General features: G+C 64.1%; 27 protein-coding genes. 10 read left to right on the top strand and 17 right to left on the bottom strand.

Annotated features, from left to right (window positions below; genetic code table 11):
• Window positions 1-10 precede the first annotated feature (10 nt).
• The gene (locus ACP7EG_RS10465) at window positions 11-1513 is read right to left on the bottom strand and encodes a PLP-dependent aminotransferase family protein (protein WP_426087536.1); all 1503 of its coding nucleotides are present in this window, start codon (window positions 1511-1513) and stop codon (window positions 11-13) included.
• A gap of 105 nt (window positions 1514-1618) precedes the next feature.
• On the opposite strand from ACP7EG_RS10465, the gene ACP7EG_RS10460 reads away from it, so the two are divergent.
• Both ACP7EG_RS10460 and ACP7EG_RS10455 read left to right on the top strand, forming a co-directional pair.
• Window positions 1619-2080, top strand: a complete 462-nt coding sequence (locus ACP7EG_RS10460; protein ID WP_426087535.1) for an OsmC family protein — start codon at window positions 1619-1621, stop codon at window positions 2078-2080.
• The gene (locus ACP7EG_RS10455; protein WP_426087534.1) at window positions 2081-2734 is read left to right on the top strand and encodes an FMN-binding negative transcriptional regulator; all 654 of its coding nucleotides are present in this window, start codon (window positions 2081-2083) and stop codon (window positions 2732-2734) included.
• On the opposite strand, the gene ACP7EG_RS10450 is transcribed toward ACP7EG_RS10455, so the two are convergent.
• Entirely contained in the window at window positions 2718-3671 is a 954-nt protein-coding gene (locus ACP7EG_RS10450) for an AEC family transporter (protein ID WP_426087533.1), read from the bottom strand. The genes ACP7EG_RS10455 and ACP7EG_RS10450 overlap by 17 nt on opposite strands.
• Window positions 3672-3772: 101 nt before the next feature.
• The gene (locus ACP7EG_RS10445) at window positions 3773-4330 is read right to left on the bottom strand and encodes a helix-turn-helix domain-containing protein (RefSeq protein ID WP_332861556.1); all 558 of its coding nucleotides are present in this window, start codon (window positions 4328-4330) and stop codon (window positions 3773-3775) included.
• Window positions 4331-4582: 252 nt separating this feature from the next.
• Here ACP7EG_RS10445 and ACP7EG_RS10440 point away from each other — a divergent pair, with 252 nt between their 5' ends.
• The gene (locus tag ACP7EG_RS10440) at window positions 4583-4819 is read left to right on the top strand and encodes a hypothetical protein (protein ID WP_426087532.1); all 237 of its coding nucleotides are present in this window, start codon (window positions 4583-4585) and stop codon (window positions 4817-4819) included.
• Here the strand turns inward: ACP7EG_RS10440 and ACP7EG_RS10435 are convergent.
• The 4 genes from ACP7EG_RS10435 to ACP7EG_RS10420 form a co-directional block, all read right to left on the bottom strand.
• Complete coding sequence (locus ACP7EG_RS10435; RefSeq protein WP_426087531.1) at window positions 4816-5820, bottom strand: Csu type fimbrial protein; 1005 nt, start codon at window positions 5818-5820, stop codon at window positions 4816-4818. The genes ACP7EG_RS10440 and ACP7EG_RS10435 overlap by 4 nt on opposite strands.
• On the bottom strand, window positions 5820-8189 hold the full coding sequence (locus ACP7EG_RS10430) for a fimbria/pilus outer membrane usher protein (RefSeq protein ID WP_426087530.1): 2370 nt from the start codon (window positions 8187-8189) through the stop codon (window positions 5820-5822). The genes ACP7EG_RS10435 and ACP7EG_RS10430 overlap by 1 nt, the downstream gene beginning before the upstream one ends.
• A gap of 64 nt (window positions 8190-8253) precedes the next feature.
• Window positions 8254-8949 carry a fimbrial biogenesis chaperone gene (locus tag ACP7EG_RS10425; RefSeq protein WP_426087529.1) on the bottom strand — a complete coding sequence of 232 codons (696 nt, stop codon included), beginning with the start codon at window positions 8947-8949 and terminating at the stop codon, window positions 8254-8256.
• A gap of 45 nt (window positions 8950-8994) precedes the next feature.
• Window positions 8995-9525 (bottom strand): Csu type fimbrial protein, encoded by a 531-nt coding sequence (locus tag ACP7EG_RS10420; protein WP_426087528.1) that lies wholly within the window; start codon window positions 9523-9525, stop codon window positions 8995-8997.
• A 206-nt stretch (window positions 9526-9731) separates the two neighbouring features.
• Here ACP7EG_RS10420 and ACP7EG_RS10415 point away from each other — a divergent pair, with 206 nt between their 5' ends.
• Window positions 9732-9860, top strand: coding sequence for a hypothetical protein (locus ACP7EG_RS10415; protein ID WP_277922166.1), 129 nt, complete (start codon window positions 9732-9734; stop codon window positions 9858-9860).
• A 12-nt stretch (window positions 9861-9872) separates the two neighbouring features.
• Window positions 9873-10679 (top strand): response regulator transcription factor, encoded by an 807-nt coding sequence (locus ACP7EG_RS10410; RefSeq protein ID WP_426087527.1) that lies wholly within the window; start codon window positions 9873-9875, stop codon window positions 10677-10679.
• Here ACP7EG_RS10410 and ACP7EG_RS10405 read toward each other — a convergent pair.
• A complete protein-coding gene (locus tag ACP7EG_RS10405) occupies window positions 10676-13234 on the bottom strand; it encodes a TonB-dependent receptor (protein WP_426087526.1) in 2559 nt (852 codons plus the stop codon). The two genes, ACP7EG_RS10410 and ACP7EG_RS10405, sit on opposite strands and share 4 nt — an antisense overlap.
• Before the next feature lie 329 nt (window positions 13235-13563).
• Entirely contained in the window at window positions 13564-14154 is a 591-nt protein-coding gene (gene pnuC, locus ACP7EG_RS10400; RefSeq protein WP_426087525.1) for a nicotinamide riboside transporter PnuC, read from the bottom strand.
• A gap of 136 nt (window positions 14155-14290) precedes the next feature.
• On the opposite strand from pnuC, the gene ACP7EG_RS10395 reads away from it, so the two are divergent.
• Window positions 14291-15052, top strand: a complete 762-nt coding sequence (locus tag ACP7EG_RS10395; RefSeq protein ID WP_426087524.1) for a substrate-binding periplasmic protein — start codon at window positions 14291-14293, stop codon at window positions 15050-15052.
• 5 nt (window positions 15053-15057) lie between these two features.
• Here the strand turns inward: ACP7EG_RS10395 and ACP7EG_RS10390 are convergent, their stop codons facing one another.
• Window positions 15058-15759 carry an isochorismatase family protein gene (locus ACP7EG_RS10390; RefSeq protein WP_426087523.1) on the bottom strand — a complete coding sequence of 234 codons (702 nt, stop codon included), beginning with the start codon at window positions 15757-15759 and terminating at the stop codon, window positions 15058-15060.
• A 56-nt stretch (window positions 15760-15815) separates the two neighbouring features.
• Window positions 15816-16682, bottom strand: coding sequence for a pirin family protein (locus tag ACP7EG_RS10385; protein ID WP_426087522.1), 867 nt, complete (start codon window positions 16680-16682; stop codon window positions 15816-15818).
• Window positions 16683-16801: 119 nt separating this feature from the next.
• Here ACP7EG_RS10385 and ACP7EG_RS10380 point away from each other — a divergent pair, with 119 nt between their 5' ends.
• Window positions 16802-17707 (top strand): LysR family transcriptional regulator, encoded by a 906-nt coding sequence (locus ACP7EG_RS10380; RefSeq protein WP_426087521.1) that lies wholly within the window; start codon window positions 16802-16804, stop codon window positions 17705-17707.
• 46 nt (window positions 17708-17753) lie between these two features.
• The gene (locus tag ACP7EG_RS10375) at window positions 17754-18557 is read left to right on the top strand and encodes a metallophosphoesterase family protein (RefSeq protein ID WP_426087520.1); all 804 of its coding nucleotides are present in this window, start codon (window positions 17754-17756) and stop codon (window positions 18555-18557) included.
• Here the strand turns inward: ACP7EG_RS10375 and ACP7EG_RS10370 are convergent.
• The 3 genes from ACP7EG_RS10370 to bla all read right to left on the bottom strand — a co-directional run bounded on the left by ACP7EG_RS10370 (window position 18554) and on the right by bla (window position 21171).
• Complete coding sequence (locus ACP7EG_RS10370; RefSeq protein WP_230506567.1) at window positions 18554-18727, bottom strand: hypothetical protein; 174 nt, start codon at window positions 18725-18727, stop codon at window positions 18554-18556. The genes ACP7EG_RS10375 and ACP7EG_RS10370 overlap by 4 nt on opposite strands.
• A gap of 11 nt (window positions 18728-18738) precedes the next feature.
• Window positions 18739-19947, bottom strand: a complete 1209-nt coding sequence (locus tag ACP7EG_RS10365; protein WP_426087519.1) for an RtcB family protein — start codon at window positions 19945-19947, stop codon at window positions 18739-18741.
• A 279-nt stretch (window positions 19948-20226) separates the two neighbouring features.
• On the bottom strand, window positions 20227-21171 hold the full coding sequence (gene bla, locus ACP7EG_RS10360) for a subclass B3 metallo-beta-lactamase (RefSeq protein WP_426087518.1): 945 nt from the start codon (window positions 21169-21171) through the stop codon (window positions 20227-20229).
• Window positions 21172-21325: 154 nt separating this feature from the next.
• On the opposite strand from bla, the gene ACP7EG_RS10355 reads away from it, so the two are divergent.
• Window positions 21326-22141: a metallophosphoesterase family protein gene (locus tag ACP7EG_RS10355; protein ID WP_426087517.1), complete on the top strand. Its 816-nt coding sequence runs from the start codon at window positions 21326-21328 to the stop codon at window positions 22139-22141.
• On the opposite strand, the gene ACP7EG_RS10350 is transcribed toward ACP7EG_RS10355, so the two are convergent.
• Entirely contained in the window at window positions 22087-22653 is a 567-nt protein-coding gene (locus ACP7EG_RS10350; protein ID WP_426087516.1) for a dihydrofolate reductase family protein, read from the bottom strand. The genes ACP7EG_RS10355 and ACP7EG_RS10350 overlap by 55 nt on opposite strands.
• A gap of 77 nt (window positions 22654-22730) precedes the next feature.
• On the opposite strand from ACP7EG_RS10350, the gene ACP7EG_RS10345 reads away from it, so the two are divergent.
• On the top strand, window positions 22731-23282 hold the full coding sequence (locus ACP7EG_RS10345) for a TetR/AcrR family transcriptional regulator (RefSeq protein ID WP_426087515.1): 552 nt from the start codon (window positions 22731-22733) through the stop codon (window positions 23280-23282).
• 7 nt (window positions 23283-23289) lie between these two features.
• On the opposite strand, the gene ACP7EG_RS10340 is transcribed toward ACP7EG_RS10345, so the two are convergent.
• Window positions 23290-23967 carry a type 1 glutamine amidotransferase domain-containing protein gene (locus ACP7EG_RS10340; RefSeq protein ID WP_426087514.1) on the bottom strand — a complete coding sequence of 226 codons (678 nt, stop codon included), beginning with the start codon at window positions 23965-23967 and terminating at the stop codon, window positions 23290-23292.
• 22 nt (window positions 23968-23989) lie between these two features.
• Window positions 23990-25147 carry an iron-containing alcohol dehydrogenase gene (locus tag ACP7EG_RS10335; protein WP_426087513.1) on the bottom strand — a complete coding sequence of 386 codons (1158 nt, stop codon included), beginning with the start codon at window positions 25145-25147 and terminating at the stop codon, window positions 23990-23992.
• Between the last annotated feature and the right edge of the window lie 36 nt (window positions 25148-25183).

Here is a 25183-nt window from a genome sequence, read left to right as displayed (position 1 = left end):
CCAGTATAGTTTATCGGCCGCGCAAGAGGCGCCCCAGTTCCAGCAGGCCGTGCTGCATCTCTGCCGGGGGAATGGCGGCAAAGCCCAGTAACAGCCCGGGCGGCGTGGCGCAGGCGGCACCGGCGTCAGGGTCGGCATAGTGCCCCAGCGGACGCAGTTCGATGCCCCGTTCCAGTCCCGCGCGCGACACCGTTTCTTCATCATGGCCAGCGCGAAAGTACGCGCACAGTTCCAGGCCGCTGTCGGCCGGGCCGCACACGAGCTGATCGTCGAGTTCGCGCGCCAAGCCGCGCACCAGCTGGTCGCGCCGTTCGGCATTGCTGTCGCGCGTGCGGCGGATATGCCGGCCAAAGTGGCCCTCGGCGATGAAGTCGGCCAGCGCCATCTGCGGCACGATGGCCGTGTGGCGGTCCATCACGGCCTTGGCCTGCACCAGCGCCTCGGCCAGCGCGGGCGGCGCCACCATATAACCGAGGCGCAGGCCGGGGAACAGCACTTTCGACAAGGTACCCACGTAGACCACGCAGCCATCGCGGTCCAGGCTTTGCAGGGACGCCAGCGGCGCGCCCGCGTAGCGGTATTCGCTGTCGTAATCGTCTTCCACCAGCCACGCCTTGTTGTGTGCGGCCCAGGCCAGCAGGGCCAGGCGGCGAGGCAGGCTCATGCTCACGCCCAGCGGCATCTGGTGCGATGGCGTCACGTAGGCCAGCTTCGCCTGCGGACAGTGCGCCACGCCATACACCACGTCCAGTCCCTGCGCATCGACGGGAACGGGAAACACGCGCGCGCCGGCCGCGCGCAACGGACCGCTGGCGCCCCGGTAGCCGGGAGACTCCATCCAGGCCGCGTCGCCCGGTGCCAGCAAGATAGTCGAGAGCATGAACAGCGCCTGCTGCGAACCGGAGGTGATGACGATCTGCTGCGGCGTGCACTGGACGCCGCGCGAGGCCTTCAGGTACACGCACAGCAGCTCGCGCAGCGGCAGGTAGCCGGCCGGGTCGCTGTAGCCGAACTGGTGGTCGGGGCGGCGCCAGCGCCGCGCTTCCAGGCGGTTCCACACGTCGAACGGGAAGTGGTCGATGCGCGGCATGCCGACGCGGAAAGCGCGCAGCGGGCCCCGGTGGAACGCCACCTGGCGCATGGCCGCCACCACGCCCTGCCCGCGTGCCGACAGCGGCCGCAGCAGGCCAGGCGCATCCATCTTGCCGGCCGGCGCGGCCATGGGTACGGACAAGGGAACGTCGCGACTGACAAAGGTGCCGCGCCCCACGGCGCCATCGAGATAGCCTTCGGCCACCAGCAGCGCATACGCATTGAGCACCGTCTGGCGCGACACGGCCAGCAGGCGGCAAAAGTCGCGCGTGGGCGGCAACTGCATGCCGGGACTCATGCGGCCATCGAGGATGGCGGCCTTGATGGCCGCATACAGCTGGCGAAACAGCGGCTCGGTGGCGCCGCGCTGCAGCGGCAAGGCGGCGATGATCTGGTTCAGGTGCGTGGCAGACATGGGCATGGGGCATCTTCAAATTGGTAGCTTCAAGATAGCACTTATTGGCTGTTTTAAATAGCCAAGACTGGCGCTAAGATGACGCATCCCTCTTACTCCCGTGGAGCACCCATGCATCAGTTTTTCGCCACCGTGGCCTGGCAGCGCGACGGCCAGGATTTCGCCGGCCAGCGCTACAGCCGTGGCCATGCATGGCAGTTCGACGGCGGCTTGCGCGTGCCCGCCTCGTCGTCGCCCCTGTCCGTGCCGCTGCCCATGTCCGTGGCGGAAAATATCGATCCGGAAGAAGCGCTGGTGGCCGCCACGTCGAGCTGCCACATGCTGTTCTTCCTGTCGCTGGCAGCGCAGCGCGGCTACGTCATCGACGACTACCGCGACGAGGCCGTCGGCGAGCTGGGAAAAAATGCTGCGGGCCGCCCGGCCATGACGCGTATCGTGCTGCACCCACGCATCTCCTTCGCGGGAACATCGCCCACGCCCGAGGCATTGGCCAGCCTGCACCACGACGCGCACGAGCGCTGCTACATCGCCAATTCGCTGACGGCCGACGTGGTCGTGGAAGGGGTCGCCTAGATGTACACGCCCGCCAGCTTCCGCGAAGAACGCCTCGACGTGCTGCATGGCCTGATCGACGCGCATCCGCTGGGCGCGCTGGTGCGCCACGGCGCCGATGGCCTGTGCGCCGACCATCTGCCGTTCGAGATCGCCGCGCCCACGCTTGACGCCCCATTCGGCATCCTGCGCGCCCACGTGGCGCGCGCCAACCCGCTGTGGCGCGCGGCCGGCGGGGACGATGACTGCATGGTGATCTTCCAGGGGCCGCACGCCTACATCACGCCCGCCTGGTATCTGGAAAAGCAGCGCAGCGGCAAGGAAGTCCCCACCTTCAACTATGCGGTGGTGCACGCGCACGGTCCCCTGCGCGCCATCGACGACGCGGCATGGCTGCTGGGATTGGTGGAGCGGCTGACGGCGCGCCATGAGGCAGATCAAGCCGCGCCGTGGCGGGTGAGCGATGCGCCGGCCGACTATATCGACAAGCTGTTGAAAGCCATCGTCGGCATCGAAATCCCCCTCACGCGCATCACGGGAAAATGGAAGCTGGGGCAGAACCGCAGCCTGCAAGACCAGGCCCGCATGGCACACGGCCTGGCGCTGGAGCATCAACCCGGCGCGGCGCAGGCCTTGGGCGCGCTGATCGCCGCCAACGTCAAGCCAGCCAGCTGACGGCCGCCGAAAACGTCAAAAACGACAGCGCCGTCGACACTAAAATGATGCGGGCGATGCGCGCCGTGTTTGCCCCAAAACGTTCCGACAGCAGCGAGACGTTGCTGGCGCTGGGCAGGCAAGCCACCAGCACCATGCAGGTGAGCGCGAACGGATCGAGCGGCGCGCCGAGCCAGATGGCCGCGTGGCCGATGCCCCACACCAGCAGCGGATGCAGCAGCAGTTTTTTCAGCGCCACGGGCACATACTCTTTCATCGGCGCCGGGTCGTTCGTGCTCATCTGCGAACGGGCCAGCACGGCGCCGATGGTAAACAGGGCCACCGGCGAGGCGGCGTCGGCCAGCAGGCCCACCGTCTGCGTCAAAGGCTTCGGCAAGGCCAGTGCCTGCCACGACGTCAAGGCACCCAGCACGATCGCCCATGGCATGGGGTTGCCCGCCATGCCCTTCATGGCGTTGATGACGGCGGCACGGCTGCCGTGCGCGCCGCCGCTACCGATGCGCGACAGGGCGATGCACAGCGAACTGGTAATCAACAGGTCGACGACGATGGTGACGATGACGGGGCCCGAGGAACGGGGCCCGAGCAAGGTCAATAGCAGGGGTACGCCCATGAAGCCCGTGTTCGGGAAGGCCGCCACCAGCGCACCGAAGGCGGCGTTGTTCCAGTCGATGCGGTGGCTCAGCGTCATGGCCGTGGTGACACCCACCATGATCAGCGCGCATAGCAGGTAGACGCCGAACACGCTGGCGTCGAGCAGCTGCGCGATGGGCGTGGCGGCGCCGAAGCGGTACAGCATGCAGGGCAGTGCGAAGTACAGGACAAAACTGTTCAAGCCGCCGATGGCGGCCAGCGGCAGCAGCGTGCGCCGCACGGCCAGGTAGCCGCACAGCACCAGGGCGAAGAAGGGAGACGTGATGGCGAGAATGGTCAGCATGGAGCGCCATTGTAGCGCGCCCCCGTGCAGCATCTCCTGGCACAGGCCGCGCGCACGGCCATGGTTGACGCTGGGCGCGGATCTCGCCCGCCGTCACACCCTCACGCCAGATGGCCTTCCGCCACCCAGCCCCGGTTGGCGGGCGCTGGCTTCGGCTTGGGTGCGATGCCGCTGCTTTTTTCCGCATCGAAGATGATGCTGCGCATGCTGTCGCTGGCGGCCGGCCCCGGCGCGAACGCGTAGTACTCATCATTGATGGGCAAGCCCGTCATGGCGTCGACCAGCACGGGATCGGCAGCCAGGCCCGTGTCGCGGCTGGCGATGACGAGGCTGGCGCCTTCCGGCGCGAAGTTTTCATTGCCCCAGGCGATAAAGGCCAGCAAGACGGGCTTGAAGGCGCGCCCGGACTTGCTCAGCACATAGTCGTAACGGGGCGGCTTGGCGCAATACAGGCGGCGCGTCATCAAGCCGCCCTCCACCAGGTCCGCCAGGCGGCGCGTCAGGATGGTGGGGGCGATCTTGAGGCTTTTTTCAAATTCGTCGAAGCGCGTCTTGCCATAAAACGCTTCGCGCAGGATGAGGATGCTCCACCATTCGCCCACCTTGCCCAGGCTGCGGGCAATCGGGCAAGGCAAATTATTAAAGTTGGTATGTTTCACGACCATCTCCTCACGTTGATTCAACACAACAATCAAAAATATTTCAGTTGCAACACGGAAACTTAGTTACTATTACTTTGCAAGTGACCTGCGCACCACGGTAGCGGCTTGAAAATACGCAAAAACTCACACTTTCCTCGTTCAAGTACAATCATGGCTGGTTCTGCTCTCCCAATCCCGGTGCGAAAAATGGTGTCAGCCACGCCTTCCAGCGCTGCTGCCCACGCCCGCTTTTCACGCGATACATTCACGATGCCCCCTTTGAAGCTTGCCGTACTGCCCGCCCTGCTCGCCCTGACCCTTTGCCAGACCACCACCGCCGGTACCATGTCTTCCGCTTCGCTCCAGGCCACCTTCGTCGTCCAGGAAGCGTGCACCATCGTTGCGCAACGCAACAACGCCCAGGTGCGCTGCCAGCACAACACGCCGTATCTGCTGCTCCAGCAGACAACACCATCAGGCGCCGGCCTCGTGACTGTCACGTTCTAAAAATAAATCGTTGCCGTCACCGTGTCCTTGTAGTCGCCGGGGCGCGGCGAATTCTGCGCCGGCACGCGGCCGTAAATCGTCAGCGGCACGCTGACGCCCGTGCCCGTTCCGGTCACCATGCTGGTGCCTGCCGTGCCATCGCCCCACGGCGCACCATCGAGCGTGGCGGACAACAGGTAACTGACCTTGTCCGTCGTCACCGTATTCTTCATTTGGCGGTTGGCCACATTGAGCGCCACGCTGCCGCCGTTCAGGGCAATCTGGTAGGCATTGTTATTGACGCAGCGCACCGACAAGGTGCTGGTGCTGCGCAAGTTGCCCGTCAAGATGGAGGCGTTCGCAAACGCCATCGGTGTGGCGGTGATGGTGCAGTCGTTGACGGCCGTGGCATTCACCGTAAAACCGAAGCTGCCGCTGCTGGCTGTGCAACCCTGCAGGTTGACGAGGCCATACGTGGTGTAGGTATACGTGCCCTGCCCGGCAAAGCTCGAGGTATACACGGTATTCGCGTTGCCCACCGTGGGTACGGCCGCCAGGGCGGTACCGGCAGGGATCTTCGCGTACACGGTGAACGTCGTCGAATACGTGCCGGGCGGCGCCAGCAAGCCGGCCGACAGAATCATGCCAAAGGTCGCTGGCGCGCCAGTCACGCCGGCGCCGCCCCATATCTTCGCCGTGGCATACGAACTGTCCACATACACGTTGTACTCGATGCGGTTGCTGCCGTTGCCCAGCTTGCGCGGCAAGGCCGAGGTAGAATTCGTGCCCAGCCCCAGCGAGATGCAAACTTGCGCGTTCGGCGTAAGCAACTGCCCCAGGTTCAGTGACGAAAACACGCAGTTGAAGGTGCCCGTTGCCTGCGCCACGTAATCGGTGCCGGAAATGGGGCTGACGGCGCCGAAATCGATATTCGTCATGCTGACCGAGCAGGTATCGGCCTGCGCCGTACCGCCCCAGGCACAGCCCAGCAACAGGGTCAGCCATAGCAGCAGGCGGCGCATCAGCGGCCTCCTCCGGCGCCGACGGCAGGGGCAGCGCAGCGCAACGGGCCGATCACGGGCAAGCCGCCCGCCGCCGGACGCACATAGGCAAAACGCACTGTGCACGCGCTGTCGCCCTCGCCGACTTGCAACTGATTCTGCTCCTGCAGATCGTCGACGAAAACGATGCCGTCAAATCCCACCACCGTCTGCTTGCCGCTTTGCACATGCAGCACGGGCAAGCCCATGGCTAGCGGCTTGCCATCGGCGCCTTGCACGATGACGGTGGCCGCGCTGTAGCGTTCGATGGGAAAGGCGGCCAGCACGCCGGCCAGCTGTTGCGGCACGACATTGATATTCATCATCGGGACGCGCGCATCGACGTCGAGTTCCTCCGTGGCGATGCTGATCTGGTTATTGCCATAAGGATTCAAATTCGGCACGAGCAGATAACCGCTATTGCCCGTCACGCCAATCTGGCGGTTCTCATGCAACACAGGAATATTGCCCACGCCCCCCGTCGATACTAGTGCAAAACCGTTGCCTACCTGGCGCGCCGCCTCGACATGACCATCCATCAGCACCAGCGCACCGGCCGCGCCCAGCGAGGAAACATTGCCCATGCCGCTGCTTTGCGTGCGCGCGCTCACGCGGCCGTCATTACCCAGGTATTCCACTTGCGCCTGCCGGTAGGTATTGCCGCCCACCGTGCCAGCCTGCAAGTTCCAGCCGAAGCCGCCGCCAAAGTCCGCCGCGCGCTGCGCGCTGACACTGCGGCCGCTCTCGCCATTTTGCCGACTGCTGCTCGTGCTGATGGCCAGATTGTTGTCGAAGGCCATGCTCAGGCCAACATAAAACCCCCGCTTCTCGCGTTGCCGCAAGTCCTGGAACAAGCTGGCGTTGAAGAACAGGCCGTGAAACAGGATGGCCGAAAAGCCCATCGTGGCCAGTTTCGACGGTGGCGCGCCGGGCATGCGGTAACTGATATAGCTGCTGCTGATGCTGCTTCCTGTGGGCAATGGCAAGCTGACGGTGAATCTATCCGCCGCGCGCACCACGGCACTGCCATCGCGCGAGGCCAGGTCGCCAAAACCGGCGCTGGCACGCACGCTTTGCACATCGACGCTGAAGCGCGGCCCCATGTACTGGTAACCGGCACCCAGCTGCGCGCCGCGGTACTGGCCGGCGCTGGCCGACAGCGAGCCGCTCAGCACACCGGCCTGGCCCAGCCGCAGCAGCGCGCCCGCCCCGGCCTGATACAGGCCGGCGGCCAGTTCCGCGTGGCCCTCGATGGTGAAGTTGTCGCTGACGCCATGGCGGCCGGAAGCGCTGGCGACCAGTTGCCGTTCGTAACCGAACAGGCGGCGGCCATACTCGCGCCGCACGGCGCCCGCCTCGACCGAGTAATCGCTCAAGCCTCTGGCGAGCATGCGCGTATCGACATACAGGGGCAGCACGGTCGTCACGCTACGCCCCAGGGCATCGCGCGTGATGAGGGTGGCTTGCCCGGCGCCATTGATGCTAGCCACCTGGTTCAGCACAAACGGACCGCTGGGCACGCTGGCAGCAAATTGCTGCACGCCATTGACGTACAGGCTCAGCGACGAAGGCACCAGCGCCGTGCCATCGACGGAGGCGACGGGAAAGGTCAGCAGGTCGGGGCGTAGCTGGAAATTCTTGCGCCACTGCACACCGCCGACGCGCACGGCGCGGCTCCAGCTGAGCGAGGAGGAAATCAGGTCGCCCACTTGCCACGTTTTCAGGGTCTCGGGGTCGGCGTGGCTCCAGAAGGTGTCAAAGCGCATGTACTTGCGCTGGTCGGATCCCAGGTTCAAGGTGCCAGTATTGCTGAAAACGCCGCCGTCATTGAAATAACGCAAATCGTTGAAGATGGCGGCGCGCCGCGTCTGGCCGAGTTCCGCATAGGCTTCGTAATTGAGGACGGCGCCGGGCGTGACGCGCGACGGCGGTGTCTGCGCCGTCAGGCGCGCGTTGAGACGGTACGGCGAGCGCAAGTCGTCCGCCACCTGTAGCGACACGCTCTGGCGCGCCACATCATAGTCATAGCTGAGTCCGGGAATCGCATCGAGCGCCACGTCAGCCCGAGCGGGCGCGCCCAGGCGCGCCGGGTCCAGCCCAAGCTGCTGCAAGTTCGCCACACTGCTGCGCAAGGCTTTACCCACCTGGGTAAAACGCAAGATCAACCCGGTTGAGACAGCATTCACGGTTACCTCCAGATACAGTTCATTCGGTGCCATCGGATCGCTGGGCAAGCTGGCCGGCCCCGGGTCGGCGCCCGTCACGGCGGCCGATCCATCGGCCCTGGCCAGTGATGCCATGGCCAGCAGCAGCAAGGTCCAGCAGGTCCGCCAGCTCAGTGCGCGTTTCATGGTTTGACCCGGTTGCGCCCATGCCAAGGGCGCGCGACAAGCTCGCCCGCCATGGCGGCCATGTTCAAGGTGTCGAATTCGTGGCAACGAGCGCCTTTGCATTCACATTGACTGCAATACTCAACGGCCCATCCAGTTCGGCCTCCCTGGCAACGGGCAAGCGCCATACGCGCATGCGTGCCGCCAGGACATAACCAAACAGCCCCTTGCTGATGACAAACTTTTTACCCGCCAGGTTCGTGAACGTCATCGCACCGATCTGCGCATGGCCGTTGCCGCTGTTCTTGATACGCAACATCCATTCGCCCCGCTCGCGAAAGACGTGCCAATCGAGCATTTCCTTGTCCGGCGCACCGGTCGGCAGCACGAACACGGGCACCGAGTAGCGCAGGCGGATATCGATGCCGCTGCGGCCCAGGTCATCGTCGCGGCTGACTTCATCGATGAGCACGCGATATGTCTTTTCCTGCGCGACAGGACCAGCCTGGGCACGCACGAGGCGGATGGCCTGGCGGCTGTTGGCAGCAATTTCCACGATCGGCGGACTGGCCACCAGTTCCTGCGTGGGCGCCAGTACTTCCTCGCCATCGCGCTGGTCCCAGGCGAACACGCGCACCTGCCCATACATGGGCTGGTCGCCCAGGTTTTGGAGGTTGATCGCGACCGCGCTCTGTGCTGCGCGCAGGGTCAGCGTCACCGGCGAAATCTGCAGATTGGCGCCCTGCACGCCCGCCGCGCAGCAGGCCAGCAGCGCCAGCACGCTTTTCATCAGAGAAGTCGAACCGGCCTTCACGCAGCGCCTGGCTTAAAAGTAAACAGTGGCCGTGATGGTCGACTTATAGGTATCGGGCGCCGGTGTCGCTTGCGGCGGAATATTGCCGTACACCGTGATCGGCTGCGATGAGCCGTTGCCCGTGCCGCCGACGGTATTCGTTCCCTGCGTATCGCCCCACAAGGTGCTGCCGGCCGTCTGGTACAAATTGAATTGGACCGTCCCAAGGTTGCCGCCGGTGCCGCTCAGGTAGCGCGTGGTGCCGGTCGAACCCGTGCCCGTGCCCGCCGTCAGACCCACGTTATACGGGGTGGTATTGGTGCAGGTCACACTCACGGTCGTATTGACGTTCACGGCAGTAGCCAATACACCCTGGCTTTGGCCAAAGTCGAGATTGGCCGCCGCAATGGTGCAATTGGCGATGATTTTCAGGGTGACGTCAAAGGTTGCGGTGTTGCTGCCGTTCAGATACACGGCCGCGTCGGCGACGCCGGGCACGAGTGCAGTGCTGGCAACAGCGACGCTGGCGGCAACGATAAAGCGGGGGAAAATAACTCGCAACATGATACCTCCTGATGATGAAACATCATTAATGAGCCCGTCAATATGAAGGACGTCGAGGATAGTCACGGTATTGCCGGCGTTTTTTGGGGCACGCAAACCAGGACAACAAAATATCAGCGCCGAGAGCCAGGAACCTGAGGGCGTCGGTTTTTTGCCGCATTTGCAAAACAGATTTTTTAATAATCGACATTGCTTTAAGTCAATGCATGGGTGAATTATTAGCGATCTGGGAAATCGCCGCTTCTTCTGGCGGAGAAACCTCTTTTGAAACACGAGAAAAGCAGAAAATAAAAGAAAAAGCGAGGCATAATAAGCCACACTTGCTTTTTGGTTAAGTCATCCATGCCATGCCATTGACCAGCGAAACCGTCAAAAAAAACATCTTGATCGTGGACGATTCCGCGTTCGAGCAACGCATGCTGATGGAGCTGCTCAGCGAGCAGCCCTACCGTTTCAGCATCGCGTTCAACGGCTACCAGGGCTACCAGCTGGCACTGGCCACGCTGCCCGACCTGATCCTGCTCGACGTGCGCATGCCCGAGATGGATGGCTACACGGCATGCCGATTGCTCAAGGCCAATCCCGAAACGGAACAGATACCCGTCATCTTTCTCAGCGGCGCTGATGCCGCCAAGGAACGCATCATGGGCTTGCAGGTGGGCGGTGTCGACTACATTTCGAAGCCGTTCACGCCGGAAGAACTGGCCGCGCGCATTCATATCCACCTGGGGTTGATGCGTAAAAGCAACAGCACCTTACCCATCGCGGTCCCGGCCAGCGAGCGCCAGCAGCATCCCGACCTGGTGTTCGTCAATGCGGTCAAACAGCTCATTCTCGACAACCTGGGCAGCCTGCCCAACCTGTCCGAGATCGCCCGCAGCGTGGGCACCTACCGCGAAAAGCTGACCCTGATGTTCCGCGAACAAACGGGCATGACGGTGTTTGCCTTCATCCGCGAAGCGCGCATCGCCCGCGGCGTGGCATTGCTGCAGCAGACAGACATCGACGTACAGGATGTCGCCCTGCTGATCGGCTTTCACAACCCGGGCAACTTCGCCACCGCCTTTCGCGAACGCATGGGCGTCACGCCCAGCGCCTACCGCCAGCGTCTGCAGGAACAGACGGGCCAGCGGCAGGTGTCAACCGATCACTAGAACTTGTAGTTCAGCTTCAGCGATGCAAAGCGTCCACGCGGATCGGCCTGCGTATAGTCGAAGCCCGAGGCTGAGTAATCCCACGGCGCACGTTTGTTGGCCAGGTTTTGCACGATGAAAGTGACGTTCGCCCTGGGTGTCACCTGCCAGCTGGTGGTCACGTCGAAGGTGCTGAAGGCGGCCACAGATTCATCGAGATGCGTGTTTTGCGCATAGCTGCCCACATAGTTCCAGGTCAGGGTGGACGACCATTTGCCCTGCTCCCAGGTGGCCGAGGTAACGCCGCGCCATTTCGGGATGGAACCGAAGTAATTGGTGCCGGCACCGTTCGTCAGCGGCGCGCCATCGGACAGCGGCTCGGCAAAGCGCAGCACGCGGCTCAGCTGGCCGGCCAGGGTCAGTTTGCCCCAGTCCTGGTCGACGAAGCGCTGGCGCAGGTCGAGATCGATGCCCGACACATCGCGCTGGCCCTGGTTGCGGAACTGGCGGTACAGGGTCGTGATGCGTCCGTCGGCGCCGCGCGCGACCTTTTCCGGCGACGTCAATTCATTGCCCAGGGTGGTGGTGGCGCTTTCCGTGCCGATCACGCCTTCCTGCCGAATGCGGTAATAATCGAGGCCGATGCTCGAGCTGCTGGTAGGCGAGACCACCACGCCCAGATTCAGGTTTTTCGAGCGCTCGGGGCGCAGCGCCGGATTGGCGATGGTGATAACCGTCACGCCGCGCGACAGCGTCGGCGTCAACGGGTCGCGCGGATCGATCACGCCGGCATAGCTGACAGCCGTGCTGTCGGTGATTTCCGGCAGCGACGGCGCACGGAAGGCGCGCGAGACGGTGCCGCGCAAGAGCAGCCATGGCGCCGCCTGGTAACGCGCGCTGGCCTTCGGCGAAAATGCATTGCCGAAATCGCTGTAATGGTCGGCGCGTCCCGCCACGTTGACGGACAGGTTTTTCACCACGGGCACATTGAATTCGGCGAACAGCGCCGACACACTGCGCGAACCCTCGATGATATTGAGCGCCGGACGCAGTTCCGTGCCGGACAGCACGGCCGTCGAGGTTTGCGAATCCATCTTTTCGCGGCGCCATTGAAAGCCGGCGGCAAAGCCCAGCGGGCCCGCCGGCAAGCTCCAGATATCCTTGGCCGCAGAGAAGTCGAGCGTGTCGAGCGTCGACTCGGCCGGGCGCAGGGTCGACAGGCGCAGGCGGTTGCGCACGGCTTCGCTGTTTTGCGATTGGTCAAAGAAATTGTAGCTGCCATCGGCCAGCACTTTCTGGAATTCGTAGCGGTTGACGAAATTCTGCACCGTCTCTTCCAGCTTGCTGCTGGAGTGGCCCACGGCCGCATCCCAGTCCCAGCCCGCCAGGGTGCCTTTGACTCCCGCCAGCGCGCGGTAGAACGTCACCTTGTCCTGCTTCAGGCGCGGCCCCAGGTCGAACAGGGTAGCCGTGAACGGCAGCGGCGTCGCACCCGGATTGTTCGGATGGCCCACGGGCAGCACCACGGGAATCGTGTCGAGCCGCTTGGTGCCGTTATTCCACGCGCGCAGCGAGCTGCTTACCGTCAATGGCGCGCTGAAGGTCTGGTCGGCGCGCGAATAGCTGTGCAGCAGGTCGACGTAGGCCTCCGTGTCCGCGTTCAGTTTCACGGTGCCGCGCAGCGAGGAGTGGATGCGCTGGATGCCAGGGATCAGGGTTTCGTAGGGCGACGGATTATAGGCCAGCACCTGCCCCACGCCGTCCGGATTGATGGCGCTGTACGGCACCAGCTGCAGCGGCCCGCGCACGCCACCCAGGGTCTGCGTGGGATCGGCACCCGCGTAATTCGTCACGTTCCAGTCCAGGCTGCCCCGCTGCTGCTTGCGGTAATCGGCAGCGCGCAGCCATGCAACGTCGCTTTGCTGCAGCTTGTCGCGCTGCTGGGCATCGACGGAGAAGACCACGCTGTAGCCATCTTCCTCGAGCTTGCCAAACCCCGTTTGCAGCGCCGCGCTCTTTTCATGCTGGCCCGTGCCTTCGGTCGAGCCGCCCCACTGCGCCGTGATGTCCGTGCCCGTGAATTCCTTGTACAGAATGATGTTGACCACGCCGGCCACGGCGTCGGAGCCATACACGGACGAAGCGCCATCCTTGAGCACTTCGATACGCTGCACGGCCGCCATCGGCAAACTGTTCAGATCAACGAAGGTCTGCTGCAAATCCTGCGCCGTGGCATAGCTGGCCACGCGGCGGCCATTCACCAGGATCAGGGTGTTTTGCTGGCCGATGCCGCGCAGCGACAGGCCCGAAGTGCCGGCCGAGAAACTGCCCGTATATTGTTCGTTGTAGCTGTTGCCGCTGTTGGCTGAGATGGCACGCAGCACATCCGATACGCTGGTCTTGCCGCTGGCTTTCAACTCCTTGGCCGTGATGACCTGCACCGCGCTGGCGCCCTCCTTTTCGCTGACGCGGATATTCGAGCCGGTGACGTTAACGCGCAGCATGTCCTCTTCGGCGTGGGCAAGGGAGGGAAAGGCGGCGGCAATGGCAAGACTGATGGCGAGTGGTTTGAACATGGTTTCCTCTTATTGGGATTGAGCCTTTTTCCGATAAAAGGCCGAGCAGGGGCACGCGGACCGGGTGGGCCAGCGGGCAAACGACAACGAAACGAATGGGAATGACTTACGGGATGCGTGGACGGGCACGCACCGGCATCGACTGGGCCATGCATTGCATGGTCAGCTGGTGCGGGGCGGCATAAAAATAGGCAGAAAGACTAAAGCGCAACATAAAAGACACCGGTAAGCGGGGAAAGGCCACTATATCTCGGCGTCTTTATGGTGTGAACGAATTAAAAATTGATTGTATATACGATTTGAATATAAGGACTTGGCGTTTGGCAATATCAGGCGTCGGCCATCGCCTGCGGCGCGGCCGCCGCGCGGCGTGCCTGCACACCCCACCAGTACCAGGAAATCAGGGCATTGACCCAGTAAGCCGCATACAGCACGGCCGTCAGGTGCAGCCCGCGGCTGTAGTAGAGCGGCACGGCTACCGTGTTGACCAGCAGCCAGAAGGCCCAGGTTTCGATGCGCCGGCTCATCAGCAAGAATTGCGCGATGATGCTGAACACCAACACTGCCGAATCGATGAAAGGCGCGTAGGCATTCGTAAACCGGTGCAGCAGCATGCCGTAGATCACCACGGAGGCGATGCCGGCCGGCACCACCCAGGCCAGGCTGCGCCAGCCCGTGCGCGTGATCGGCAACGGTTTGCCGCCGGCGCCGCGCCGCCATTGCAGCCAGCCGATGACGCAGGTGACGATGAAAAACAGCTGCAGCATTACGTCGGCATACAGATTAACCTGGAAAAACAGCACGGCAAACAGCACGCAGCCGATGATGCCGATCCACCAGGAATGAATATTATTGCGTCCGGCCAGGATGATGGAAGCAGTCATCAAGACATTGGCGGCGATCTCGAGCGGGGGAGTCAAGCGGATTTCCTTTGAATGAAGGCACGCCGCCACTATAGCCCATTTGATATCGGCAACCAGCCATGCACTGCTTGACTTCCGTGGCCATTCTGGCAAATTGGCAAACAGTACCCCTGAACCACTGCGGAGATGTTCCATGCGCTTGCGCCACCTGCTGCTTGCGGCAACGCTGCTCGGCAGCGTCCTGCCCGCCCAGGCCTGCCGCATGACGATGGCGCTTGAGCAATGGCCACCCTACCTGTATCGCGATGCACAAGGCAGCTATACGGGGCTGGACCTGGAGCTGCTGCGCGCCATTTTCAAGGAAGCGCGCTGCACCTTGCTGAGCGTGCCGGAACTGCCCACGGCGCGGCGCCAGTTGCTGTTCCAGAAAGGCGAACTGGACCTGCTGCCCGCCGCCTCCGACACCTCGGAGCGCCATGCGTATGCGCGTTTCAGCGTGAGCTACCGCGATGAAACCGTGGGCATCTTCGGCAAGGCCGGCACGCACGCCGTGCAACGCCATGTCGGCAGCTTCGGCCAGCTGGCGCGCGGCAAGTCGACCTTGCTGGCGCCCAAAGTGGGCTGGTATGGCGCGCAGTATGCGGCGGCCCGGCCGGCGCTGGAAAAGGCCGGCCGCCTGAATACCTTCGGCAGCTTCCGGCAGGGCATCCGCATGCTCGACGCGGGCCGCGCCGACCTGCTGCTGGGCGACGTGCTGGCCGTACGCCACGAAGCGCGCCTGCAGGGCGTCGCCTTGAACACCCTGCCCTTCCTGGTCCTGCGCGCCCCCGTGCACCTGATGCTCAATGCGCGCACGACCAGCAGCGACGACCTGGCGCGCCTGAACGCCGCCATCACGCACCTGGAACAGCGCGGCGTGCTGGCGGCGATACGCGCCCGCTACGAGGCGCCGTAAGGTGATCAGGCCTTGGCAGCCGCTTCCAGAATTTCCAGCTTCGTCTCGCGGCCATTCTTTTGCACGCCCTGCGCCTTGTCGTAGCTTTCGATCAGCGCGCGGTACGGCGGCACGATATGGTCCGTCATGATGGCGGCGAATTCCATCGCATCGGCGCGGTTCCAGGTGCTCATCACTTCCGCCAGCACGGCATACGTATCGATCGGCACGGCGCCAGCCTGCGTCACGCGCGCCACGGTGATGTCAGTGGCCATCTTCGACCAGTTGCCCGAGGCGTCGATGATGGCAAACACCTTGTAGCCGGCCGCCAGCGCGCTGATGGTGGGAAAAGCCATGCACACGCTGGTGAGCGTGCCGGCGATCAGCAGGGTCTTGCGGCCCGTCTTTTCAATGGCTTCGACCCAGGCCGGATTGTCCCAGGCATTGATCTGGCCCGTGCGCGGGATGTAGACGGCTTCCGGGTTGAAATGGTGGATTTCCGGGATCAATGGGCCGTTCGGGCCGTCGGGCACGGAAGCGGTGGTAAAAGTCGGCATGTTGGCCAGGCGCGACAGCTTGGCCAGCGCCGTGACATGGCCACGCAGCACGTGCTGCTCGATGTCGCGCACCAGCTGGAACAAGCCGCTCTGGTGGTCGATCAGCAGCATGACGGCGTCGTCGGGATCGATCATCGGTGGCAAACCTTGGAAGTTGGCGGGGGTGCTCATGGTGGTCTCCTGAAAAACCATGCCGCGGGATGCGGCATGGGTACTGCACAAATGAATTACTTCGCGATGCGGGCGAAGCGGCCGCTGTTGAAATCCTCAAACGCCTGCGCGATTTCCGCTTCGGTGTTCATCACGAACGGACCATGGCCGACGATGGCTTCGTCGATCGGCTCGCCGCTCAGCAGCAGTACCACGGCGTCGCTGTTCGCCTCGACGGTGATGCTGTCGCCGTCGCGCTCGAACAGCGCCATCTGCGCTTCGCGCACCACGCTCTCGCCATTCACCAGCACCGTGCCGTGCAGGACGATCAGCGCCGTGCTCCAGCCGGCGTGCACCGGCAGCTCCGTCAGCTTGCCCTGCGCCAGGCGCAGGTCCCACACCCGCATCGGCGAGAACGTGCGGGCCGGGCCATGCTGGCCATCGAAATCGCCGGCGATCACGCGCAGGGAACCGGCATCGTCTGGCAGCGCCACGGTGGGAATCGTCTCGCTGCTAATCGCCTGGTAGCCGGGCGCCGTCATCTTGTTTTTCGCCGGCAGGTTCACCCACAGCTGCACCATTTCCAGCGTGCCGCCCGACTGCGTGAAGGCAGGCGAGTGAAACTCTTCATGCAGGATGCCGGCGCCGGCCGTCATCCACTGCACGTCGCCGGGGCCGATCACGCCGCCCTGACCCGTCGAATCGCGGTGCGCCACTTCGCCCTTGTAGACGATGGTCACCGTTTCAAAGCCGCGGTGCGGGTGCGAACCGACGCCGGGCGGACGCGTACCGGGCGCAAATTCCGCAGGGCCGGCATAGTCGAGCAGCAGGAAGGGGCTCAGCTGCTTGCCATGGCCGGTGTACGAAAACATCGAGCGCACGGGGAAACCGTCGCCGACCCAGTGCTGGCGTGGTGCGCTGTAGATACCTGTGACTGTGTTCATCTCGATCTCCTGTTCGGGTTTGCATTACGATGGAGTCAGAATACGCTTGCAACGATAGAGGCGGTAGACGGTAAAATTCGCCATCAGCGTCCCAAAAATAGAACGATCAAGGAGGCGGCATGCAGGATCTGAATGACTTGTATTACTTTGTGCAGGTGGTCGACCATGGCGGCTTCGCCCCGGCCGGGCGCGCGCTGGGCATGCCGAAGTCCAAACTCAGCCGGCGCATCGCGCTGCTGGAAGAGCGCCTGGGCGTGCGCCTGCTGCAGCGCACGACGCGGCATTTCTCCGTCACCGACGTGGGCCAGACGTTTTACGAGCATTGCAAGGCCATGCTGGTGGAAGCGGAAGCGGCACAGGAAGCGATCGAGCTGACGCGGGCGGCGCCGCGCGGCACGGTGCGCCTGTCCTGCCCCATCGCCCTGCTGCACTCCCTGGTCGCGCCCATGCTGGCCGGCTTCATGCGCGAGCATCCGCAAGTGACCCTGCTGCTTGAAGCGAGCAACCGCCGCGTTGACCTGGTGGCCGAAGGCATCGACGTGGCCATCCGCGTGCGTCCGCCGCCGCTGCCCGACAGTGACCTGGTGCTGCGCGTGCTGGCCGAGCGCAGCCAGTGCATGGTGGGCAGCCCGCTGCTGTTCGGCGACGCCGCCAGGCCAACTGCGCCGGCTGACCTGGCCGACTGGCCCAGCCTGGCCCTGGGCATGCCGCAACAGCACTATCAGTGGGATTTGCACGGTCCGGACGGCGCGCGCGCCCAGTTGCGGCATACGCCGCGCTTCGTCACGGGCGACATGCTGACCCTGCGCGACGCGGCCGTGGCCGGCGTGGGCGTGGTGCAGCTGCCGACCATGATGATCGTCGAACAGGTAGCCAACGGCAGCCTGCTGCCGCTGATGGCGCAGTGGCGGCCGCAGCGCGAAATCATCCACGCCGTCTTCCCGTCGCGGCGCGGCCTGCTGCCGGCCGTGCGCGCGCTGATCGACTACCTGGCGCACAGCTTCGCCGCGCTGGAGGAAGAGTGAGGCTTTTCAGGTACGATGGCGTACCCGCCAATCGCCTGGATACCGCATGCGTTTATTGATTTTGTCGGACCTGCACCATGAGTTATGGCGCGAGGATGCGCCGCAAGGCGACCTCGCGCTCAGCCGTCCCGATGCCGTGATCCTGGCCGGCGACATCGACACGGGCACCCGCGCCGTCGCCTGGGCGGCCAGCACGTTTGCGGGCCTGCCGGTGCTGTACGTGCATGGCAACCACGAAGGCTATGGCCACTATCTGGACAAGGTACGCCAGGAGCTGCGCGCGGCCTGCGCCGCCACGGACAACGTGCATTTTCTCGACGCCGACAGCCACGTCATCACCGACCAGGCCGGCAAGCAGGTGCGCTTCCTGGGCGCCACCCTGTGGACGGATTTCCGCCTGCTGGGCGACGACACGCGGCAAGTGGCCATGCACGACGCGCAAGCCATCATGAACGACTACAAGCGCATCCGCCTGGCCAACATGGGCTTTCGCAAGCTGCGCGCGGCCGACACGGCCATGTTCCACGCGCAGCAAAAAGCCTGGCTGGCGCGCGAACTGGCGCAGCCGTTTGAGGGCCGCACCGTCGTCATCAGCCACATGGCGCCGTCGCTGCTGTCGGTCGATGATGCCTACGGCAGCGAAGCGTGTTCGCCCGCCTATGCTTCGCGCCTGGACGACCTGGCCGCGCAGGCGGACCTGTGGGTGCATGGCCACCTCCACGTCACGCGCGATTACCGCATCGGCCAGTGCCGCGTCGTAGCCAACCCCTGCGGCTACAGGACGCGCAGCGGCACGCCGCAAAATCCCGCTTTTGACCCGAACTTCATCGTCGAACTATCACCACGTTAATCCTCAGGCTTCAGACGCCCCGCCAGCAGTTGCTGCAGCCGGTGCTTGCCGGCCCGGCGCGCCGCGCGCGGCGACGCTTCCGACTGATGCGCGCCGGCGCCGCCGCGCAGCCTGGCGGCCGCCACCAGCGGGTTGCGCGGCTTGGGCGGGATTTTCACTTTGATCTTCATGGCCACTCCTTTCAGCCCTTGATGCAGACGACCTGGTGCAAAATATGCACCACTTCCACCAGGTCGCTCTGGTGCGCCATGACGGCGTCGATATTTTTATACGCGGCCGGAATTTCATCGACCACGCCGCCATCCTTGCGGCACTCGATGCCGGCCGTCTGCTCGGCCAGGTCGAATCGGTTGAAGCGGCGCTTCGCCTCGCTGCGGCTCATGCTGCGTCCCGCCCCGTGCGAGCAGGAACAGAACGATTCCGGCTTGCCCTTGCCACGCACGATGAAGCTGCGCGCTCCCATGCTGCCGGGGATGATGCCCAGTTCTCCCTGCCGCGCCGAAATGGCGCCCTTGCGCGTCACATACAAATCCTCATTGCCATGCGTTTCGCGCGCAATGTAGTTGTGGTGGCAGTTGATGGCCTCCCCGTCGAGCCGGAACGGCGGCGCAAACTTCGCCAGCACGTCGAGCACGCGGCGCATCATTTCGCTGCGGTTGAGCAGCGCATAATCCTGCGCCCAGTCCACCGCTTCCACGTAGTCGTCGAAGACCGTGGAGCCTTCGCTGACATACGCCAGGTCCGCGTCCGGCAGTTGCAGTTGGTGGCGCCGCATATCCTTCTGCGCGGCGGCGATAAAGTAACGGCCGATCACGTTGCCGATGCCGCGCGAGCCAGAATGCAGCATGATCCACACGCGCTGCTCCTCGTCGAGGCAGATTTCAATGAAGTGGTTGCCGCCGCCCAGGGTGCCCGCCTGGCAGATCCACGTACGCTCGAACTGGCGCAGCATCTTGGCGATGCCGCGGTGACGTTCGACGATGTGCGCCAGGCGGTCGCCGAGGGGCCGCACGGCGCGTGCCTGGCGCGAACCTTGCACCCGGCTCCATTCGTGCTGCTCAAAACCGACGGGCACTTCCGCTTCGATGGCGCTGCGCAGGCGCGCCAGGTTGTCGGGCAGGTCGCTGGCCGTCAGGGTCGTGCGCACGGCGTTCATGCCGCAGCCGATGTCGACGCCAACGGCTGCGGGGATGATGGCGCCGCGCGTGGGAATCACGCTTCCGACGGTGGCGCCGATGCCGGCATGCACGTCGGGCATTGCCGCCACATGCGGATGGACGATGGGCAGGCTGGCGATATTGTGCAACTGGCGCAATGCCTGCGCATCGATATCGTCGGTAAAAATATGCACGGGCACATGGGCGCCGCGCAGGGTCTGATGAATGGGCATAACGGTATTCCTTGGTATTGTCGTTATGCCGGGGTCGTCCAAAACAAAAAACCCCGGCGAGTTTCCTCACCGGGGTTTGAAGGACACCGGCTCGGGATCGGCAATGTGCCGATGGCCCCGAGCGTCATGCGCGGGGCTAGTGGTAGGTCAACTTGCTGCCAGCCTGCTCGAACATGGGGTTTCCTTTCTTTTGTCTGGTTAATCTGAACTGCGGATGCTGATTCTGCACCTTATGCTGCAGTGCGTCAACCGCTTTTCATGGCGAATGCGCCAACGTTGTTAATTTGTCTCAGCCACCTTTTCCTTGGCGATGCGGGCATCGAGCTTGGCTTCATTTTTGGCCGCGTAGTCGCTGCACGCCTGCGCATCGATGAAGGGATTCGGCGTGACGCCTTCCAGCAATTGCGTCAGCTTGCGGTCGCCGCCGGAGTGGTCGGGGTGGGCCGAGATCAGGATGTCGCACGGCAGTTTGGCAAAGTCCTGCATGACGCGGCGGAAGGCCGGCGTCAGGTCCGCATGGCGTTCATCGCCCAGGTAGTGAAAATCGTCGGCCGCCACCGGCGTGAGGCTGGCGCCGAACACCACGTTCAGGCAGTCCTGACGCTGCGCATCCTCGCACGAGACCCAGGTCCAGCTGGTGCTGCCCGGCGTATGGCCGGGCGTGTAGCGCGCCGTCACGCTCACGTCGCCCAGCTGCAGGGTTTCGCCATCGGCGATCTCGCGCACGTTTTCCACCGCCGGCATGGGATCGATTTCGCCCGCTTGCGGGTCCGCAGCGAGCACCGCTCCCGCGCGCAGCGCCTCAGCTCCCAGCGGACTGGCGACCACTTGCGCACCGCTGTCGCGGGCCAGCGCGGCGATGCCGCCCGAATGGTCGAAATGCGCTTCCGTATTCAGGATGAATTTGATGTCTTGCAGGCGAAAGCCCAGCTCGAGAATATGTTCCTTGATGGCGGCCACCGATTGCGGCAACGCGCCATCGATCAGGATCAGGCCTGCGCGCGTGTCGATCAGCACCACGCTCAAGCCGCCCACGCCCACGTAATACGTATCGCCATGGATGCGCGCCGGTTGCTGCGGACGGTTCCACTGCGCCGCATACGGCGAGGCGATCGGCTGCGTCAGGGGATCGATGGCGGGCGTGGCGGCATGTGCCGTCGACGGCAGCGCCATGGCGGCCAGCGCGATGCTCAGCAAGGTCTTGGGAAGGAAGAAAGGCGGCATGCGGCTCCAGGAGTGAGTGTGTGGTAATCGATGCCATAGGGTAACGTCGCCACCCTGGCGCGGTCAAGCAGTGGGGCGCGCTTGCCGTCCATCCCGCCAATTGCGCTACGATAGAGGCCCATCCACTGCCGCGCGCCTTGCCGCGCCCACTGCCATGCGTTTGCTGATCCTGTCCGACCTGCACCTGGAAGTCTGGGGTGACGACACACCCGCCATCGACCTGGCTACCAGCCGCCCCGACGTGGTGATCCTGGCCGGCGACATCGCCACGGGCAACCATGCCATCGCCTGGGCCGCGCGCACCTTCGGCGCCCTGCCCGTGCTGTATGTGCACGGCAATCACGAGGGCTATGGGCACCAGCTTGAACACATGCAGGACGCCGTGCGCGATGCCTGCACCAGCGCCAATGCGCAGGGCGCCAACATCGGCCTGCTCGACGGCGACGCCGTGGTCTTGAACGGCGTGCGCTTCCTCGGCATCACGCTGTGGACGGATTTCCTGCTGTTCGGCGCCGACAGGTACGAGGAAGCCTTGAACGCGGCGCAAGCCTACATGCCCGACTACAAGCGCATCAGCACGGGCGGCGACGCGCCGCGCCTGCTGTGCGCCAGCGACACGGCGCAGCTGCACGCGCGGCACAAGACCTGGCTAGCCGAGCAACTGGCGCAACCGTTCGCCGGCAAGACCGTCGTCATCACGCACATGGCGCCATCGATGCTGTCGGTGGAAGAGCAATACGCAGCCAACCTGGGCTCGCCCGCGTTCGCCTCGCAGCTGGATGAACTGGTGGCGCAGGCGGACCTGTGGGTGCATGGCCACATGCATGCTTCGCTCGACTACCAGATAGGCGAGTGCCGCGTCGTGTGCAACCCCTGCGGCTACAAGCGGCCAGACGGCACGCCGGAAAACGAACGCTACGATTCCGGCTTCATCGTCGACATCGCCAGCGCGGTTGAAGGTTTCCGATAGCGCAGCTGCACCACGCCGCTGGGTAGCGGGCGCGTGTCTTCCAGGCGCCAGTCGCTGCGCGGCAAGCCATCCTCGAACAGGCGCACTCCCTTGCCCAGCACCACGGGCAGCACGGACAAGGTCAGGCTGTCGATGACGCCTTCGCGTAAACCAGCGCGGATGACGGCGCCGCCATCGAGATACACGTGGCGGCAGCCCTCCTCTGCCAGACCTGCCAGCACTTCGCGCACGCCGCCTTCGCGGCGCTGTTCGCCATGCCGTGGCGCGAAGTCGCGGTGGCTGAGTACCACCACGCGCTTGCCCGCATACGGCCAAGGATCGAACCCCAGCACGGCGTCATACGTGGTGCGGCCAATCAGCAGGGTATCGACTTGCTCCATCAAGGCCGTATAGCCGGTGACGTCGGGCGAGTCGGGCGCCAGTTCGGCCAGCCAGGACAGGTCGCCGTTTTCTCCCGCGATGCAGCCATCGATGCTGATGCCAAGAAAAACGCTGACGAAAGGTTTTTGCATGAAGTACTCCCCAATTAATTCTACGGTGTAGAATTATGCCCATGAAACCGCCAAAACTTCAAGCTATTGGAAATCCCGTGCGCCGTGCGGGTCGTCCGCGCCGCGCCGCGCCCGCGCTGGACAACGCCAGCATCCTGCACGCTGCCCTGGCCCTGCTGGAAGAACAAGGCGAAGCGTTTTCCATGCGCGCGCTGGCGCTAAGCCTGGGCGTCGACGCCATGGCCGTGTATCACTACTACGCGGGAAAAGAGGAATTATTGCTGGCCTTGATGGCGCAGCGTTTTGCCGCGCTCGATCCGCTTCAGCCGCCGTTTACGCGGCGCCAGGCAGCGCCACGGCGTGTGCTCGCGCTGTGCGCGCTGTACCTGGAACTGGTCAGCGCCACACCGTATTTCGTGCGCCTGATGGCGCGCGGGCTGGTGGCGCAAGCCGACGTGGCCGAGCGGTTCACGGCACTGTTCGAGCAGGCCGTCGACGGTCTCGATCTGCCTGAAAAAAACCGGCTGCGCGGGCGCGATGCGCTCGTCGATTTTTTACACGGCTATGCGCTGGCGGGCAGGCCGGCCAGCGAGACGCAATGGCACGCCTCGGTCGGCCTGATCCTGGCGGGCATGACCGCCGGTCACTAGCCGAGCATCAGGCCAGCAGCTTGAGCAGCGCCTGCGCGGCCGCTTCCGACGATGCGGGATTCTGGCCCGTGACCAGCAAGCCATCGGTGACGGCGTACGGCTGCCAGTCGCCCAGCTTGGAATACACGCCGCCGTTTTGCTTGAGCATGTCCTCGACCAGGAAAGGCACGATGGCGGTCAAGCCGACGGCGTCTTCCTCCGTATTCGTAAAGCCCGTCACCTGCTTGCCGCGCACCAGCGGCGTGCCATCCTGCGCCTTCACGTGGCGCAGCACGCCCGGCGCGTGGCAAACGGCGGCGACGGGTTTGCCGGCGGCGATCATCTGCTCGATCAGCGCGATCGAGTGCGGGTCTTCGGCCAGGTCCCACAGCGGACCATGGCCGCCCGGGTAAAACACGGCGTCAAAGTCGGCCGCCTTCACGTCGGCCAGCTTGCCCGTGTTGGCCAGCACGGCTTGCGCATCGGCGTCCTGCTTGAAGCGGCGCGTGGCGTCCGTTTGCGAATCCGGTTCGTCGCTTTTCGGGTCCAGCGGCGGCTGGCCGCCGTTGGGCGAAACCACCGTCAGCTTGGCGCCCGCTTCCTGCAAGGCATAGTAGGGCGCGGCGAATTCTTCCAGCCAGAAGCCGGTTTTCTTGCCGGTGTTGCCCAGTTGGTCGTGCGAGGTCAGTACCATCAGGATGTTCATGTTGTTTCCTTTTATGTCAGGGTTACAGTGCTGCTTCGAGGATACGGCGGCTGCGCGCGAGGTCGATATCGCGGTGTTCGCCGAGCGAGGTCATGCCGTGTGCTTCCAATTGTTTCAGTACCGCTTCCACCGCTTCCTGGCCCAGCTGGTAAGCGGACAAACGGGTCGGGATGCCCAGGCCTTCAAAGAAGGCGCGGGTGCTGGCGATGGCCATGTCGATGCGCTCGTCGTCGCTGCCCTGCGTGATGTTCCAGACACGTTCGCCATACTGTAGCAATTTGCCGCGTTTCTGTTCGCGCTGCACGTCCAGCAGTGCGGGCAGCACCAGGGCCAGGGTGCGCGCGTGGTCGATGTCATACAGGGCCGTCAGTTCGTGGCCGATCATGTGAGTGGCCCAATCCTGCGGCACACCGGCGCCGATCAGGCCATTCAGGGCCAGAGTGGCCGTCCACATCAGGTTGGCGCGGGTATCGTAATCGTCGGGCGCGGCGACCGCCTGCGGGGCGATCTCGACCAGGGTCTGCAGCAAGCCTTCGGCAAAGCGGTCCTGCACCATCGCCTGCGCCGGATAGGTCAGATACTGTTCCGTCGTGTGCACGAAGGCGTCGACCAGGCCATTGGCCACCTGCGTGGTCGGCAAGGTAAACGTTTTGCTGGGGTCCAGCACGGAAAACTGCGGGTACAGCAACGGACTGCGAAAACTCAGCTTGTCATGCGTGGCTTTTTTCGTCACCACGCCGCCGTTGTTCATTTCCGACCCCGTGGCCGGCAAAGTCAGCACCGTACCAAACGGCAGGGCTTGGCGCACATTGGCGCCGCCGCGCTCGGCGATTTCCCACGGCTCGCCGTCGTACAGGGCGGCAGCGGCGACGAACTTGGTGCCATCGATGACGGAGCCGCCACCGACGGCCAGCAGGAAGTCCAGTTTCTCGCCGCGCACCTGGGCCACGGCGCGCATCAGGGTCTCATAACTGGGATTGGGTTCGATGCCGCCAAACTCCTGCACCGTGCGCTGGCCCAGCGCAGCGCGCACTTCGGCCAGGGTGCCCGTCTTTTCCGCGCTGGCGCCGCCGTACAAGATCAGCACGCGCGCATCGTGCGGCACCAGCGTGGACAATTTGGCGACGGTATCAAGACCGAAGACGATACGGGTCGGGTTATGGAATTCAAAATTTTTCATGCTGTCGCTCCTTATTATTAGACTGGTCGTCTATGA

The sequence above is a fragment of the Janthinobacterium sp. PSPC1-1 genome, assembly GCF_049897625.1.
Lineage (GTDB): Bacteria > Pseudomonadota > Gammaproteobacteria > Burkholderiales > Burkholderiaceae_D > Janthinobacterium > Janthinobacterium tructae.
This window is presented reverse-complemented; position numbering and strand designations above follow the sequence as displayed.

What these genes read in the sequence shown, in the direction of transcription:
- ACP7EG_RS10420 (WP_426087528.1), bottom strand. Translation starts at nt 9,525, where the DNA reads ATGTTGCGAGTTATTTTCCCCCGCTTTATCGTTGCCGCCAGCGTCGCT.
- ACP7EG_RS10410 (WP_426087527.1), top strand. Translation starts at nt 9,873, where the DNA reads ATGCCATTGACCAGCGAAACCGTCAAAAAAAACATCTTGATCGTGGAC.
- ACP7EG_RS10395 (WP_426087524.1), top strand. Translation starts at nt 14,291, where the DNA reads ATGCGCTTGCGCCACCTGCTGCTTGCGGCAACGCTGCTCGGCAGCGTC.
- ACP7EG_RS10385 (WP_426087522.1), bottom strand. Translation starts at nt 16,682, where the DNA reads ATGAACACAGTCACAGGTATCTACAGCGCACCACGCCAGCACTGGGTC.
- ACP7EG_RS10340 (WP_426087514.1), bottom strand. Translation starts at nt 23,967, where the DNA reads ATGAACATCCTGATGGTACTGACCTCGCACGACCAACTGGGCAACACC.
- ACP7EG_RS10440 (WP_426087532.1), top strand. Translation starts at nt 4,583, where the DNA reads ATGCCCCCTTTGAAGCTTGCCGTACTGCCCGCCCTGCTCGCCCTGACC.
- ACP7EG_RS10435 (WP_426087531.1), bottom strand. Translation starts at nt 5,820, where the DNA reads ATGCGCCGCCTGCTGCTATGGCTGACCCTGTTGCTGGGCTGTGCCTGG.
- ACP7EG_RS10460 (WP_426087535.1), top strand. Translation starts at nt 1,619, where the DNA reads ATGCATCAGTTTTTCGCCACCGTGGCCTGGCAGCGCGACGGCCAGGAT.
- ACP7EG_RS10370 (WP_230506567.1), bottom strand. Translation starts at nt 18,727, where the DNA reads ATGAAGATCAAAGTGAAAATCCCGCCCAAGCCGCGCAACCCGCTGGTG.
- ACP7EG_RS10450 (WP_426087533.1), bottom strand. Translation starts at nt 3,671, where the DNA reads ATGCTGACCATTCTCGCCATCACGTCTCCCTTCTTCGCCCTGGTGCTG.
- bla (WP_426087518.1), bottom strand. Translation starts at nt 21,171, where the DNA reads ATGCCGCCTTTCTTCCTTCCCAAGACCTTGCTGAGCATCGCGCTGGCC.
- ACP7EG_RS10430 (WP_426087530.1), bottom strand. Translation starts at nt 8,189, where the DNA reads ATGAAACGCGCACTGAGCTGGCGGACCTGCTGGACCTTGCTGCTGCTG.
- ACP7EG_RS10375 (WP_426087520.1), top strand. Translation starts at nt 17,754, where the DNA reads ATGCGTTTATTGATTTTGTCGGACCTGCACCATGAGTTATGGCGCGAG.
- ACP7EG_RS10350 (WP_426087516.1), bottom strand. Translation starts at nt 22,653, where the DNA reads ATGCAAAAACCTTTCGTCAGCGTTTTTCTTGGCATCAGCATCGATGGC.
- ACP7EG_RS10390 (WP_426087523.1), bottom strand. Translation starts at nt 15,759, where the DNA reads ATGAGCACCCCCGCCAACTTCCAAGGTTTGCCACCGATGATCGATCCC.
- ACP7EG_RS10415 (WP_277922166.1), top strand. Translation starts at nt 9,732, where the DNA reads ATGGGTGAATTATTAGCGATCTGGGAAATCGCCGCTTCTTCTGGCGGA.
- ACP7EG_RS10355 (WP_426087517.1), top strand. Translation starts at nt 21,326, where the DNA reads ATGCGTTTGCTGATCCTGTCCGACCTGCACCTGGAAGTCTGGGGTGAC.
- ACP7EG_RS10455 (WP_426087534.1), top strand. Translation starts at nt 2,081, where the DNA reads ATGTACACGCCCGCCAGCTTCCGCGAAGAACGCCTCGACGTGCTGCAT.
- ACP7EG_RS10365 (WP_426087519.1), bottom strand. Translation starts at nt 19,947, where the DNA reads ATGCCCATTCATCAGACCCTGCGCGGCGCCCATGTGCCCGTGCATATT.
- ACP7EG_RS10380 (WP_426087521.1), top strand. Translation starts at nt 16,802, where the DNA reads ATGCAGGATCTGAATGACTTGTATTACTTTGTGCAGGTGGTCGACCAT.
- ACP7EG_RS10465 (WP_426087536.1), bottom strand. Translation starts at nt 1,513, where the DNA reads ATGCCCATGTCTGCCACGCACCTGAACCAGATCATCGCCGCCTTGCCG.
- ACP7EG_RS10405 (WP_426087526.1), bottom strand. Translation starts at nt 13,234, where the DNA reads ATGTTCAAACCACTCGCCATCAGTCTTGCCATTGCCGCCGCCTTTCCC.
- ACP7EG_RS10335 (WP_426087513.1), bottom strand. Translation starts at nt 25,147, where the DNA reads ATGAAAAATTTTGAATTCCATAACCCGACCCGTATCGTCTTCGGTCTT.